The sequence below is a fragment of the Micromonospora sp. genome, assembly GCF_048594385.1.
In the GTDB taxonomy this organism is placed as follows: domain Bacteria; phylum Actinomycetota; class Actinomycetes; order Mycobacteriales; family Micromonosporaceae; genus Micromonospora; species Micromonospora wenchangensis.
The window spans coordinates 1-13,552 of record NZ_JBMDWU010000007.1 but is presented as its reverse complement, the minus strand read 5'-3'; the positions used below and the strand labels follow the sequence as shown (position 1 = coordinate 13,552).

At 74.5% G+C, this 13,552-nt stretch carries 15 protein-coding genes; 9 read left to right on the top strand and 6 right to left on the bottom strand.

Going from position 1 to position 13,552, the window contains the following annotated elements; all coding sequences use genetic code 11:
* From eccCb to ACOJTC_RS00325, 4 genes are all read left to right on the top strand, one after another.
* On the top strand, positions 1-2,082 hold a 2,082-nt coding region (eccCb, locus tag ACOJTC_RS00340), incomplete at its 5' end, for a type VII secretion protein EccCb (protein WP_420115281.1).
* A gap of 75 nt (positions 2,083-2,157) precedes the next feature.
* Positions 2,158-3,513 carry a type VII secretion-associated serine protease mycosin gene (mycP, locus tag ACOJTC_RS00335; protein WP_420115280.1) on the top strand — a complete coding sequence of 452 codons (1,356 nt, stop codon included), beginning with the start codon at positions 2,158-2,160 and terminating at the stop codon, positions 3,511-3,513.
* Between the two features lie 40 nt (positions 3,514-3,553).
* Positions 3,554-4,342, top strand: coding sequence for a phosphatase PAP2 family protein (locus tag ACOJTC_RS00330; protein WP_420115279.1), 789 nt, complete (start codon positions 3,554-3,556; stop codon positions 4,340-4,342).
* A gap of 29 nt (positions 4,343-4,371) precedes the next feature.
* The gene (locus ACOJTC_RS00325; RefSeq protein ID WP_420115278.1) at positions 4,372-5,097 is read left to right on the top strand and encodes a phosphatase PAP2 family protein; all 726 of its coding nucleotides are present in this window, start codon (positions 4,372-4,374) and stop codon (positions 5,095-5,097) included.
* A 69-nt stretch (positions 5,098-5,166) separates the two neighbouring features.
* Here ACOJTC_RS00325 and ACOJTC_RS00320 read toward each other — a convergent pair whose 3' ends face one another.
* The 6 genes from ACOJTC_RS00320 to ACOJTC_RS00295 are packed head-to-tail and all read right to left on the bottom strand — an operon-like array spanning position 5,167 to position 10,459.
* Complete coding sequence (locus ACOJTC_RS00320) at positions 5,167-6,345, bottom strand: MarP family serine protease (RefSeq protein ID WP_088643850.1); 1,179 nt, start codon at positions 6,343-6,345, stop codon at positions 5,167-5,169.
* 58 nt (positions 6,346-6,403) lie between these two features.
* On the bottom strand, positions 6,404-7,102 hold the full coding sequence (locus ACOJTC_RS00315; protein ID WP_204927066.1) for an NUDIX hydrolase: 699 nt from the start codon (positions 7,100-7,102) through the stop codon (positions 6,404-6,406).
* Between the two features lie 28 nt (positions 7,103-7,130).
* Entirely contained in the window at positions 7,131-7,742 is a 612-nt protein-coding gene (locus tag ACOJTC_RS00310) for a TlpA family protein disulfide reductase (protein WP_420115277.1), read from the bottom strand.
* Positions 7,739-8,527 carry an endonuclease III gene (gene nth / locus ACOJTC_RS00305; protein WP_204927064.1) on the bottom strand — a complete coding sequence of 263 codons (789 nt, stop codon included), beginning with the start codon at positions 8,525-8,527 and terminating at the stop codon, positions 7,739-7,741. The genes ACOJTC_RS00310 and nth overlap by 4 nt, the downstream gene beginning before the upstream one ends.
* A 51-nt stretch (positions 8,528-8,578) precedes the next feature.
* Positions 8,579-9,736, bottom strand: coding sequence for a CapA family protein (locus ACOJTC_RS00300; RefSeq protein WP_204927063.1), 1,158 nt, complete (start codon positions 9,734-9,736; stop codon positions 8,579-8,581).
* A gap of 57 nt (positions 9,737-9,793) precedes the next feature.
* Positions 9,794-10,459 carry an adenosylcobinamide amidohydrolase gene (locus tag ACOJTC_RS00295; protein WP_420115276.1) on the bottom strand — a complete coding sequence of 222 codons (666 nt, stop codon included), beginning with the start codon at positions 10,457-10,459 and terminating at the stop codon, positions 9,794-9,796.
* A gap of 219 nt (positions 10,460-10,678) precedes the next feature.
* Here ACOJTC_RS00295 and ACOJTC_RS00290 point away from each other — a divergent pair, with 219 nt between their 5' ends.
* From ACOJTC_RS00290 to ACOJTC_RS00270, 5 genes are all read left to right on the top strand, one after another.
* Positions 10,679-11,356 carry a Crp/Fnr family transcriptional regulator gene (locus tag ACOJTC_RS00290; RefSeq protein ID WP_067306583.1) on the top strand — a complete coding sequence of 226 codons (678 nt, stop codon included), beginning with the start codon at positions 10,679-10,681 and terminating at the stop codon, positions 11,354-11,356.
* 166 nt (positions 11,357-11,522) lie between these two features.
* Positions 11,523-12,266 carry a metallophosphoesterase family protein gene (locus tag ACOJTC_RS00285; protein WP_420115275.1) on the top strand — a complete coding sequence of 248 codons (744 nt, stop codon included), beginning with the start codon at positions 11,523-11,525 and terminating at the stop codon, positions 12,264-12,266.
* A gap of 116 nt (positions 12,267-12,382) precedes the next feature.
* Positions 12,383-13,033, top strand: coding sequence for a TetR/AcrR family transcriptional regulator (locus ACOJTC_RS00280; RefSeq protein WP_420115274.1), 651 nt, complete (start codon positions 12,383-12,385; stop codon positions 13,031-13,033).
* A 34-nt stretch (positions 13,034-13,067) separates the two neighbouring features.
* On the top strand, positions 13,068-13,205 hold the full coding sequence (locus ACOJTC_RS00275; protein WP_420115273.1) for a hypothetical protein: 138 nt from the start codon (positions 13,068-13,070) through the stop codon (positions 13,203-13,205).
* The coding region (locus tag ACOJTC_RS00270) for an acyclic terpene utilization AtuA family protein (RefSeq protein ID WP_420115272.1) at positions 13,202-13,552 on the top strand (351 nt) is incomplete at its 3' end. The genes ACOJTC_RS00275 and ACOJTC_RS00270, both read left to right, overlap by 4 nt.

The following is a 13,552-nucleotide window of genomic DNA, read 5'->3' as shown; positions in this document are numbered from 1 at the left end:
CTCGGGGTCCACCTGCTGCTGGCCAGCCAGCGGCTGGAGGAGGGGCGGCTGCGCGGGCTGGACACCCACCTGTCGTACCGGATCGGGTTGCGGACCTTCTCGGCGCTGGAGTCCCGCACGGTGCTCGGGGTGCCGGACGCGCACGAGCTGCCCCGCTCCCCCGGGCACGGCTACCTGCGCGCCGGCACCGACCCGCTGGTCCGGTTCCGGGCCGCGTACGTCTCCGGTCCGCTGCGGCGCCACGGCGGCCCGGCCGGGGGTGGGGCCGGTGGGGCGGCCCGGCTGCTCACCTTCTCCACCCATCTGGTGCCGGTGCCCGAGCCGGCCGCCCCGGTCACCCCACCGGTCGTCGAGGACGAGGCGGGAAGCCTGCTCGACACGCTGGTCGGCCGGTTGGCCGGGCAGGGGCCGCCGGCGCACCAGGTGTGGCTGCCGCCGCTGGACCGGGCGCCCACCCTGGACGAGCTGCTCGGCCCGCCCGGCGTCGACCCCGAACGGGGTCTGGGCTTCGCCAACCCGGAGCTGCACGGTGGCCTCCAGGTGCCGGTGGCGGTGGTCGACAAGCCGTACGAGCAGCGCCGCGACGTGCTGTGGTTGGCGCTGGGCGGGTCGGCCGGGCACGTGGCCGTGGTCGGCGCGCCACAGAGCGGCAAGTCGCACGCGTTGCGGACGCTGGTCTGCGCGCTGGCGCTCACCCACACGCCGGCCGAGGCGCAGGTCTACTGCCTGGACTTCGGCGGCGGCGGGTTGACCGCGCTGCGGGAGCTGCCGCACGTGGGCGGGGTCGCGGGCCGGGCCGACCCGACGGTGGTCCGGCGTACGGTCGGGGAGATCGCCACCCTGCTCGCCGAGCGGGAACGCCGCTTCACCGAGCTGGGCGTGGAGTCGGTGGCGGCGTGGCGCGAGCGGCGGCGGGAGCTGGCCGTCGCCGGTCAGCCCCCCGTCGACCCGTTCGGTGACGTGTTCCTCGTCGTCGACGGCTGGGCCACCCTGCGCGGCGAGTACGACGACCTGGAACCCCTGATCACCGACCTGGCCACCCGGGGCCTGTCGTACGGGGTGCACGTGGTGGCGAGTGCCGTGCGCTGGCTGGATTTCCGGCCCGGCATCCGGGACCTGTTCGGGTCCCGGTTGGAGCTGCGCCTGGGTGACCCGTCCGACTCGGTGGTGAAGCGGGTGGCGGCGGCCGGCGTGCCGGAGCAGCCGGGACGGGGGATCACCGCGCAGAGCCTGCACTTCCTCACCGCCCTGCCGCAGCTCACCGGCGGGGACACGGCGGATCTGGTCAAGGCGGTCGCGGGGGCCTGGTCGGGGCCGCCCGCCCCCGGGGTGCGGCTGCTCCCCCCGGTGCTGCCCTACGCCGACCTGGACACCACCGCCGGCACCGGGCTGGCGTTCCCGGTCGGGATCGCCGAGGCGGACCTGCGCCCGGTGCTGCTCGACTTCGCCATCGAGCCGCACTTCGTGGTCTTCGGCGACGCCGAGTGCGGCAAGTCGTCGTTCCTGCGGGCGCTGGCCACCTCGATCGTCACGCGGTTCACCCCGGAGCAGGCCCGGGTGATCCTGGTCGACTACCGGCGCAGCCTGCTCGGCACGGTCGAGACCGACCACCTGATCGGGTACGGCACGGCGGCGGCGCACACCACCGAGCTGATCGAGTCGGTCGCCGGCTACATGCGCGGCCGGCTACCCGGCCCGGAGGTCACCCCGGCCCAGTTGCGGGACCGTTCCTGGTGGTCCGGTCCCGAGTTGTTCATCCTGGTCGACGACTACGACCTGGTGGCCAGCGGCCCGGCGAACCCGCTGCGCGGGCTGGAGGAGCACCTGCCCCAGGCCCGCGACGTCGGCCTGCACCTGGTGCTGGCCCGGCGCTGTGGTGGCGCGGGCCGGTCCCAGTACGAGCCGGTGGTGCAGCGGCTGCGGGAGTTGTCCACCGCCGGGCTGGTGATGAGCGGCAGCCCCGACGAGGGGCAGCTCGTCGGCGCGGTCCGTCCCGGCCCGCTGCCGGCGGGGCGTGGTCGGCTGGTCACCCGACGCGAGGGTGTCCGCCTCGTTCAACTGGCTCATCTTCCGCCACCGTGATCCTGGTGTGCCGGAACGTGCCGTGTCGGCAGCCGGAACCGGTAATCTCCGAGCAGCATGTGTCCCACGTGACGAATGGCTGACGATGTGACCAGGGTTCGGCAGGGCTCCCCGACGGCGCTGCACCGGTTCGCCGGGCGGGCGCTGCTCGGTGTCGCGGCGACCACCGTCACCGTGCTCGGCACGGCCCCGCCTCCGGCGTCCGCCGCGCCCCCGTCGTCGTCCACCCTGGTCGGGACGCGGGCCGGCAGTCCGCTGGCCGAGCCCGACTTCGCCCCGGCCCAGGCGCGTGCCGACCGGGTCCGCGACGACCAGTTCCAGCTCGACGAGTTGAACGCGGCCACCGCCTGGCGTACCTCGACCGGGCGTGGCGTCACGGTGGCGGTGATCGACTCCGGGGTGGACGGCAACCACCCCGACCTGGTCGGTCAGGTGCTGCCCGGCATGGACCTGGTCTCTCCGGGCGGCGGTGAGGAGCCGGACCCGGTGGGGCACGGCACGACGGTGGCCAGCCTGATCGCCGGGCGGGGAGACGACCGGCGGGGCGTGGTCGGGCTCGCGCCGGACGCACGCATCCTGCCCGTGCGGGTGCTCGACGACGAGAACCGGTACGACGACGCGATGATCGTCGCCAAGGGCGTGCGCTGGGCGGTCGACAACGGCGCCCGGGTGATCAACCTGTCCCTGGGCGGCAGCGGCGACAGCCCGGCCCTGGCCGCCGCGCTGGACTACGCGTTCGCCCGGGACGTGGTGGTGGTGGCCTGCACCGGCAACGTCGCCACGTCCACCACCTCGAAGGTCTGGTACCCGGCCCGGGAGCCGGGCGTGATCGCGGTGGCCGGTCTGGAACGCGACAGCGAGAACCTCTGGTCCGGTTCGATCACCGGTCACGCCACCACGTTGACCGCACCGGCGACCGGCCTGGTCGGGGCCCGCCCGCCGAGCAACTACTGGGGCGTGCAGGGCACCAGCTTCGCCGCGCCGCTGGTGACGGCGACCGCCGCCCTGGTCCGCGCCCGCTACCCGGACATGTCCGCCGGGGACGTGGTGAACCGGCTGCTGAGCACCGCGAAGGACATCGGGCCCGTCGGCCGGGACGACCGTTTCGGGTACGGCCTGGTCGACCCGGTGGCCGCGCTCACCGCCGACGTGCCGCTGATCGGCCACAACCCGCTGGACGACAACGACTCCCCCGGGGTGGTCGGGTTCGGGCCGGCCCCCGGCTCCGCCGAGGACGCCCGCGATGGTGGCACCGGCAGCGACCCGCTCGGGTTCACCGCGCCCCGCCAGCAGACCCGGTGGACGGCACAGCCCGCCGGTGGCGCCGACGAGGACGCCCCCCGTCGGCTGTGGACGGGTGTCGCCGTCGTGGCGGCCCTGGTCACCGGGTTCGCGATGATGGTCCGCCGGTTCCGGCTGCGGGGTCACTAACCGGGCCTGATCGTGGGTCCGGGTGGGTAGAGCAGGTCGCATGAGTGCCTCCGGTCGGCGTACCTCCGTATCCCCGTCGGGCCGGTCCTGGCGGGACCGCCGCCTGGACCGGGACCATTCGCTCGGGTTGCGGCTGACCCTGGCGTCGGCGGCGGCGTTCCTGGTGCTGGTGCCGTTCTCGCTGCTGGCGGTGCTGGTGGTCGGGGCCTGGCCACCGCTGCACGACCTGGACGCGGCGGTCACCGACGCCCTGCACCGGTTCGCCGCCGACCATCCGCTGTGGGTGCGGGCGATGACGGCGTGGACGCACCTGGCCTCGCCGGGGCCGCTGCGGGTGGCCGCGCTGGTCGTGGTGGTGTGGCTGTGGCGTCGCGGGGCCCGCCGGCTGGCGCTCTGGGTGGTCACCACGATGGTCGCCGGCGGGGCGCTGGGGGCGGTGCTGAAGCTCCTCGTCGGCCGGGACCGCCCGGAGCTGCTCGATCCGGTGGCGCGGGCCGCCGGGTACTCCTTCCCGTCCGGGCACGCGCTGAACGCGACCCTCGCGGCGGGGGTGCTGCTGCTGGTGTTCCTGCCGTTCACCCGGGGTCGTCCGGCGGCGCGGGTGGCGCTGTGGACGGTGGCCGTGCTGCTGGTCGGGGTGACCTGCCTGAGCCGGGTGGCGCTGGGCGTGCACTGGGCCAGCGACGTGCTCGCCGGCTGCCTGCTGGGGGTGGCGGTGGTGGCGGCCACCGCGGCGGCGTTCCGTACCTGGCGGGAGCGGGTCGGGCTGCCGGCCGGCCGGGCCACGGTCGACGGGGTGGCGCCGGAGCTGACCGACCCGCACGCGTAGCGGCCTCCCGGTCCGGGTACTGGGCGGCCATGTCCGCCATCGCTGCGCAGGTCGCCAAGCGGGTGCTCCTTCCGGTGACCCTGCTGCTCTCGTTCATGGTCCTGCTCGGGCTGCTGGTGACCCGGGTCCTCGACGACGTCTGGCCGTTCACCGTGGAGGACGCGGTCAACCGCGAGCTGGCGGCCGACCGGACCGGGGGGTGGAACGACGTCTCGCTGGTGTTCAGCACGCTGGCCAGCACCCAGTTGATCGTGGTGGTCACCGTGCTGGTGGCGCTGGTGCTCCGGCTGGTGCTGCACCGCTGGCGGGAGCCGCTGTTCCTGTGCGCGGCGGTGTCCGCCCAGGCGCTGGTCTTCCTGCTCACCACGCTGGCGATCGACAGGCGTAGGCCGGCGGTGGAGCACATGGACGTCTCGCCGCCGACGTCGAGTTTCCCGTCCGGGCACACCTCGGCGGCGGTCGCCCTCTATGTCGGCATCGCGCTGCTGCTGGCGCTGCGGGCCCGGAGCACCGCCGGCAAGGTGACCTGGTGGACGCTGCTGGTGCTGGTCCCGGTCGGGGTGGCGCTGACCCGGATGTACCGGGGGATGCACCACCCGAGCGACGTGGTGGCGTCCTTCGTCAACGGTGGCACCTGTGTGGCGATCATGGCGCGGGCGGTGCTCGACAGGTCGCTGACCTGGGGTCGAGCCAAGCTGCCCGGCCTCACCCCGGCCGGCGGTGACGCCCCGGCCACCGCGCCGGCCGGCGGCTGACCCCCGCCCGCCCCACCGCGCCGGTGAAACGGCACCCCGGCCCCGGCCGGTCGGGGCACGTCCGGGGGCTCAGGTGCAGTCGCCGGTACCCACGCCCCGGGTACGCTCCGCGCCGGCCAGCGCCACCGGCCGGGCCTCCTCGGCGGTCACCGCGAAGCCGGTGTTCGGGTCGTCCGCCGCCGCCGCGAAGATCACCCCGAGCACCAGCCCGTTGGAGGAGACCAGCGGCCCGCCGGAGTTCCCGCTGCGGACCAGCGCCCGGATGGTGTAGATCTCCCGGTTGACCTTGCTGGCGTTGTAGATGTCCGGGCCCTCGATCCGGTCGACGTCACGGATGCGGGCCGGGCGGGCGTCGTACGGGCCGTCGAGCGGGAAGCCCAGCACGATCGCATCCGCACCGCTGCCGGCCTGCCCGGCGGCGAAGCGCAGGGACGGACCGGGCAGCCCCGGCACGTGCAGCACGGCGAGGTCCCGGTCCGGGTCGTAGACGACGACCACGCCGTCGTACCGTTCGCCGCGCAGCTCGACGGCGACGGAGCGGGTGCCGGCGACGACGTGCGCGTTGGTCATCACCCGGTCGTCGGCGTAGACGAAACCGGAACCCTCGATCCGGCGCGAGCAGCTCGGCGCGGACCCGAGCACCTTCACCACCGCCCGCTGGCTGTTCGCCACCACCTGCGAGCCGGCCAGCGCCGGGTCCGGCGGGGCGACCTGCCGGGCCGAGGTACGGCCCAGCCCGTTGAAGACGTCGGGGAACCCGTTGGTGTCCACGGTGTCGCGCAGCGCCGTGGACAGCTCCTGGGCCTGGTCGGGCAGGACCCGGTCCACCACGGTCAGCAACGCGCTGTTCTTGACCGAGGCGGCCAGCCAGGGCAGCGACGAGGAACCCAGCGGCACGGCGACCAGCCAGGCCACCAGCATCACCGCGAGGATCGAGACGAACGCGCCGCCGATGTCGTCGGCCCGCTTGGCGACGTCGTTGGTGATCGTGCGGCGCAGGTGGGAGCCGAGCCAGCCGGCCAACGCCTGACCGAGGACGGCGAGCCCGAAGACGGCGACCAGGCTGACCAGCACCCGCGTCCCGCTGTCGATGAACTGGCGGGCCAGCATCGGCCCGAGCTGAAGGCCGATGAGCGCGCCCAGGAAGAACCCGGAGAACGACAGCGCCCCGATGACGAAGCCCTGACGGTATCCGCTGATCGCGAACACGAGCATGAGCAGGAGCAGGACGAGATCCACGGCCGACACCGGTCAAGGGTACGTGCACCGGACACCCGTGCGGCGTCGCGGCTGCGGAACGTGACGGTCAGGTCAGCGGGCCGGCCAGTTCGTCGGCCCTGTCGGTGCCGGCGGAGGGGGCCGGGGTGGCGCCGGTCGGCGGCAGGTCGACCACCCGCGACCGGGGCCACGGGCGGGTCCACCCGGCCATCTCCAGCAGCGCGGCGAGCACCCCGGCGGTGAAGCCCCAGACCAGCATCCCCCGGACGGAGAACGCCGGGCCGGTCCAGCCGCTGGGGTGGCGGACCAGCATCCGGTTGGCCGGGTCGACCAGTTCGGCGACGGGCAGCCGGGCGACGTGCGCCACCTCGGCCGGTTCCCGGGGGTGCACCGGGTGCGGGCTGTGCCACCAGGCCAGCACCGGGGTGACCACGAACTCGCTGACCGGGATCCAGAGCCTGGGCAGTTCGGCGAGGACGGTCACGCTGGCCGGGTCGAGGTCGACCTCCTCGTTGGCCTCGCGCAGCGCGGTGGCCCGCGCGTCGGCGTCCCCCGGGTCGGCCGCGCCGCCGGGGAAGGCCGGCTGGCCGGCGTGGTTGCGCAGGGTGGCGGCCCGCTGCAGGACCAGCACGTCGGGCCCGACACCGGGTTCCTCGCCGAGCAGCACCAGCACCGCGCTCTCCCGGCCGCCCTGCTCGGGGGTGGTCAGCCGGGTGAAGTCCTCGGCCCGGGCGGTGCCGAGCCGGCCCAGCAGCGGATCGAACCAGGACGGCGGACGGCGGTTCATCGGGTCGACCCGGCACCGACGGTCGGCCTCACGCGGGCACCACCAGGCCGAGGTGCCGGCGGACGAGGTCGGCGAGGCGGGCGTCGTCGAGCGCGCCGGAGGTGTCGGTGTGCCTGATCCGCCCCTGCGCGTCCACCAGCAGGGTCAGCGGCACCGCCGTGCGGCGCAGCTCCCGTTGCAGGGCCTCGCCCTGGTCGAACAGGACCGGGAAGCGGATGCCGAAGTCCTCGCCGATGGCCTGTGCGCCGTCCCGGCTATCCCGGCTGTTCACCCCGATTACCTGGAGCTGGCCGGCGGCGCGGACGCTGAGCCGCTGGAAGGCCGGCAGTTCCTTGCGGCAGGGCGGGCACCAGGAGGCCCACACGTTGATGACGGCCGGGCCGTGGATGTCGCGCAGCTGCACCGGGGCTCCGCCGGTGAAGCAGGAGAGCACCAGTTCGGGCAGCGGGCTGCCGGCGGCGGACCCGGTCGGCGCGGGGGTGGAGCCGGGCGCGGTGGTGAGGGTGGCGCAGTCGGCGAACGGCGACGGGCGGGCGGCGCGGGTGGGGCCGGCGGCGGGGTCCTCCCCGCCGGTGGTGGCGGTGCAGCCGGCGAGTGCCAGCAGCACCGGGACGAGCAGCGCGGCGAGCCGGGGTTTCACGGTGCCTCCGCGGCGGCGGCCTGCGCCGGCACCAGCTCCGGGTCGACCCCGGCGGCGACCGCGAGGTCCCGGGCGCGGGGGCCCTTGAGCAGTTTGGCGGCGGCGGCCGGCTCGGTCGGCCCGAGCCCGTACGACGGGCAGAGCCGGGTCAGGGTGCACGCCCCGCAGGCGGGCTTGCGGGCGTGGCAGACCCGCCGGCCGTGGAAGATGATCCGGTGGGAGAGCATGGTCCACTCCCGCTTCGGGAACATCGCCCCGATCTCGTGTTCGATCTTGACCGGATCGGTCTGGATGGTCAGCCCCCACCGCTGCACCAGCCGCTGGAAGTGGGTGTCGACGGTGATCCCCGGGACGTCGAAGGCGTTGCCCAGGATGACGTTGGCCGTCTTGCGGCCGATCCCGGGCAGCGTCACCAGGTCGGTCAGCCGGCCGGGGACCCGGCCGTCGTACCGCTCGGTCAGGGCCTGCCCGAGCTTGATCAGCGAGTCGGTCTTGTTGCGGTAGAACCCGGTCGGCCGGATCAGCTCCTCCAGCTCACCCCGGTCGGCCCCGGCGTAGTCGGCCGCCGTCGGGTAGCGGGCGAACAGCTTCGGGGTGACCTCGTTGACCTTCTTGTCGGTGCACTGCGCGGAGAGGATCGTGGCGACGGCCAGCTCCAACGCGGTGGTGTGGTCGAGTTCGCAGTGGGCGTCCGGGTGCGCCTCGGTCAGCGCCCGGCCGATCCGCCGGGCGCGCCGGGTACGGCCGAGTTCCGTTTCGACCCGGCCGGGAGAGCTGATGGTCACGCCGGCCAGCCTACGTCGCCGCCCCGACGGGCCGCCGGAGCACGCCCCCGGTCAGCCGGCGTCGGGCGGGCTGATCTTCCCCTTGCCGTCGAACCGGGCGGCGGTACGCGGGAAGTCGTTGGTGCTGAGCTGCTTGACCAGGCCGAGCCCCTGCCCGGCGGGGTCCATCCCCGGCTTGCCCACCGAACTCATCCGGGTGGAGGTGAACGAGCCACCGGCGAAGCTGCCGTCGGGCTTGAGCGACACCTTCAGCACCCCGCCCCAGCCGAGCCGGCCGGTCGGGTTGAGCGACCGGGCGCCCCCGGCGAAGTTGCCCAGGCTGTACGCGATCAGCCGGCCCTGGTAGAACTCCATCCCGCGCAGCACGTGAGGGCCGTGCCCGACGATCAGGTCGGCCCCTGCGTCGATCATGGCGTGGGAGAACTTCACCGGATCACCCCGGTTCTCGCCGAGGAACATCTCGGTGCCGGGGCGGACCCGGGTCTTGTCCGACCCCTCGCCGCCCATGTGCACCTGCACCACGACCAGGTCGGCCATGGTGGCGGCCTTCTCGACGACCCCCTTGGCGGCGTCGATGTCGACCAGGCTGTTGGACCACGGGTACGACGAGAAGCCGGCCACCGCGACCTTCACCCCCTCGACCTCGACCACGGTGATCTGGTCGGGTGCGCCGGTGTGCTTGAGGCCGTGCTTCTCCAGCGCCTGCTGGGTGTTCTCGTAGCCCTGCGGGCCGAAGTCGTAGCCGTGGTTGTTGGCCTGGTTGAGCAGCTGGAACCCGGCGTCGGCGAGGTGGCCGGCGTACTCCGGCGGCACCCGGAACTGGTAGCAGTTGCTGGAGTTCGCGCCGCACTTGCCGGTGCCGGTGTCGGTGGTGAGCGGCTCCTCCAGGTTGCCCATCACGAGGTCGGCCTTGAGCGCGCCCTTGACCTCGTCGAAGAAGCCCTTGCCGCCGTTTGCGGGCAGCCGGGACGGGGCCATCCCCATGACGATGTCCCCGGTCGCCGACAGGGTGATCGCCTCGGTCTTGTCGGCCGCCCCGGTGGTCGGCACCGGGGAACCGGTGGTGCCACCGCCGCCGCCCGGCCGCCAGACCGGGTCCGGGCTGTCGGACGACTGGCCGCAGCCGGCGAGGAGCACGGTGAGCAGCGCGCCGCAGGCGAGCGCGACGCGGCGGCGGGGACGGGGCTGGAGGAAGGCGGCAGAGTACATCGCCCGCGACGCTACCGGGTGGCGAATCGACCGACGACGGGCCGATCGGACGGAAGTTCAGCCCGTCCGCCGCTGCGACCACGGGACGCAGGGCACCGCGCCGCCGTCCCGCACGGCCGCGTGGACGGCGCGGGCGAGCGGCGCGCCCCAGGTCGACCGGGGTCCGCCGTAGGGCTCGACCGGGTCGCCCGTCGGGCAGAGCACGGTGACCGCGTCGGTGGGCGTGCCGGTGCCCGGCAGGCCCAGTTCCCCGATCGCCTGGCACTTCGCCTCGGTGGCGGTGGCCACGGCGTTCACCAGTGCCGCGTCGCCGAGCGCCGTCGGCACGTACACCACGATGTTGACCGTGCCCACCCGCTGCGCCGGGGCGTGGGCGGGGTCGGGGGCGGCGGCCCACAGGGGGGTGCCGAGGCCGACGGTGGCCCAGGCCCGGACCCCGGTGTCGGTCCGAATCACCACCTCGGCGACGTCGACGCCGGTGAGCAGGCCGACCCCGGGCCCGTCGAGGTCGAACCGGTCGGCGAGCGCGGCCAGGTGGGCCGCCGGGTCGTCCCGGTGGTACGACATCGGCACGGTCGCGTTGACCACCCAGTTGCGCGGGCCGACGCCGCCACCGAGCGGGCCGGAGCTGACCGCCCGCAGCGGGACGCCGGCCCGCCACACGAGCACCGGAATGTCCCACCCGTCCTCGGGGCGGTGGGTCAGCACCGGGTCGCTCAGCACCCGGACACCCTACGACCGGCGGTGGCCGACCCGGTGACCAGGTGGTTCGGGCGGACGATCATAGTGCCCGACCGCGTCGGCGAGGTTACGCCCAACGATCAAGATTCCAGGGGTGCAGCTCTGATTCGTCCTCACATGCGCCTAGACTTGGCGGCGCGCGAGGGATCAGCGGACGGCGGACCCGGCCGAGGGACGGCAACGCGCAACCGGAGGTGCGCGATGGACGAGGTACTGGCCCGCAGCGGGATCTTCCAGGGTGTGGACCCGGAGGCTGCCGAGGCGCTCGCCAAGGAGATGGAGACGATCGACGTCCGCAAGGGCGAGATCGTGTTCAACGAGGGCGAGCCCGGCGACAGTCTCTACATCCTCCTGTCAGGCAAGATCAAGGTCGGGCGGCGGGCAGCCGACGGCCGGCAGAACCTGATCGCGGTGATGGGCCCGTCGGACATGGTCGGTGAGCTGTCGCTCTTCGACCCCGGCCCGCGTACGGCCACCGCCACCGCGGTCACCGACACCCGCCTGGTCCGGCTGCGCAAGCAGGCGCTGCGGCCCTGGCTGAACAACCGGCCCGAGATCGCCGAGCAGCTGTTGCGGGTGCTCGCCCGCAGGCTGCGCCGGACGAACGACTCGCTGGCCGACCTGATCTTCACCGACGTACCGGGCCGGGTCGCCAAGAACCTGCTCCAGATGGCCGGCCGGTTCGGCACCCGCGACGGCGGCGTGCTGCGGGTGACCCACGACCTGACCCAGGAGGAGATCGCCCAGCTCGTCGGCGCCTCCCGGGAGACGGTCAACAAGGCGCTCGCCGACTTCGCCTCGCGGGGCTGGCTGCGGCTGGACGGCAAGAGCATCATCATCCTCGACCCGGAGCGCCTCGCCCGCCGCGCCCGGGTCTGACCGGCACCGCCTCACCGTCCGAGCCAGGACCGCCCCCGCCGGCGGCCCTGGCTCGTCGGCATTCCGGCCCGGTTCCATCCGCCCCGGTCGACCGGTCGGCGACGGCCCGCTCTGCCCGGCGCAGAATCCCTCGACAACCCGCTCCGCCGGGCGCGACCCTGGACCGGTGCTGGAACGTGTAGCGGTGCTCTCCGACGTCCACGGCGCGTTGCCCGCGCTGGAGGTGGTGCTGGCCGAGCCGGAGGTGGCCGCCGCCGACCTGATCGTGGTCACCGGTGACGTGGCGGCCGGCCCGCAGCCGGTCGAGGTGCTGGACCTGCTGACCGGGCTGGGTGACCGGGTCCGCTGGGTACGCGGCAACGCCGACCGGGAGCTGGTGCAGGCCCGCGCCGGCCACCCGTCGGAGCACGACGTCTCGAACTGGGCGGCCGACCAGCTCCGGGCCGACCAGGTGGCCCTGCTGGGCGCGCTGCCGCTGACGCTCACCCTCCCGGTCGCCGGCCTCGGCCCGGTGCTCTTCTGCCACGCCACGCCCCGCGACGACGAGGAGGTGGTGCTGGTCGACTCCCGGCCGGCCCGCTGGGCCGAGGTGTTCGCCGGGCTGCCCGCGCAGGTGCGCACCGTGGTCTGCGGGCACACCCACATGCCGTTCACCCGGCTGGTCGACCGCCGCCTGGTGGTCAATCCGGGCAGCGTGGGCATGCCGTACGGCGGGCCGGGGGCGTACTGGGCGCTGCTCGGTCCGGGGGTGCAGCTGCGCCGTACGGGGTTCGACGTCGAAGCGGCCTGTGCGCGGGTCGCCGCCGAATCGGCCTACCCGGACGCCGCCGCCTGGGCGGACGAGTACCTGCGCTCCCGGCACAGCGACCTCGACGCGCTCGCCGCCTTCGCCCCGCGCGACGGCCGCTGACCGGCGACCGGCGCCGGACCAGCGACCGGCACGGACCGGCGGCACCGGCCGGGGTCACCCCGGAGCAGAAAAAAGTCAGGCTTGACTGTTTGTTTCGGCAACGGCACGCTGTTCCCGTGTCCACCCCGTCGACCCGCGTCCCGCAGCAGGAACGCAGCCGCGCCACCCAGGCCCGGCTGCTGGAGGCGACTGTCGACTGCCTGGTGCGGTACGGCTGGTCGGGCACCACCACGACCGTGGTCGCCGCCCACGCCGGTGTCTCCCGGGGCGCCCAACTGCACCACTACCCCACCAAGGCGGCCCTGGTCACCGCCGCCGTCGCCCACCTCGCCGAGCGACGCGCCGAGGAGCTACGCGTCGAGGCCGAGGCGTTGCCGGCCGGGCCACAGCGCCTCGACCGCGTGGTCGACCTGCTCGGCGTCGCCTTCACCGGGCCGCTCTTCGTCGCCGCGCTGGAGCTGTGGGTGGCCGCCCGCACCGACCCGGAGCTGCGCGACGCGCTGGTGCCGCTGGAGGCGCGGGTCGGTCGGGAGATGCACCGGCTCACCGTGGCGCTGCTCGACGTGGACGAGCGCCGCCCCGGCGTCCGCGAGGCCGTGCAGGCCACCCTCGACCTGCTGCGCGGGCTCGGCGTGGCCAACCTGCTCAACGACGACTCGGCCCGGCGCACCGCGCTGCTGCGCACCTGGAAACACCAGCTCGCCACCCTGCTCGCCCCCGGAGCGGCGCCGGCACCGGACCAGCCCCACGACGCCGACCCGACCTGACCCGTACTCACCGGCCCACCCGACCGGAGGCACCATGGTCGACCCGACCGCACCGCTCGTCTACCCGACCGACGAGTCCGACCAGCCCGACGCGCCGTCCGCCGAGGCGTGCACGCGGCCGGCCCCCGGCCGGACGATCCGCGCGAGCGCGGCCGGGACGGTCGTCCGGTGACCGGGGTGCTGCGGGTCGGCAACGCCTCCGGCTTCTACGGCGACCGGTCCACCGCCTGGCGGGAGATGCTCGACGGCGGCGAGCTGGACGTGCTGACCGGCGACTACCTGGCCGAGCTGACCATGCTGATCCTCGGCCGGGACCGGCTGCGCGACCCCGGTCTCGGCTATGCGAAGACCTTCCTCCGCCAGCTCGAAGGGTGTCTCGGCACCGCCCTCGACCGGGGGGTACGGATCGTCACCAACGCGGGCGGGTTGAACCCGGCCGGGCTGGCCGCCGCGATCGACGCGCTCGCCGACCGGCTCGGCCTCGCCGTCCGGGTCGCCCACGTCGAGGGTGACGCCCTG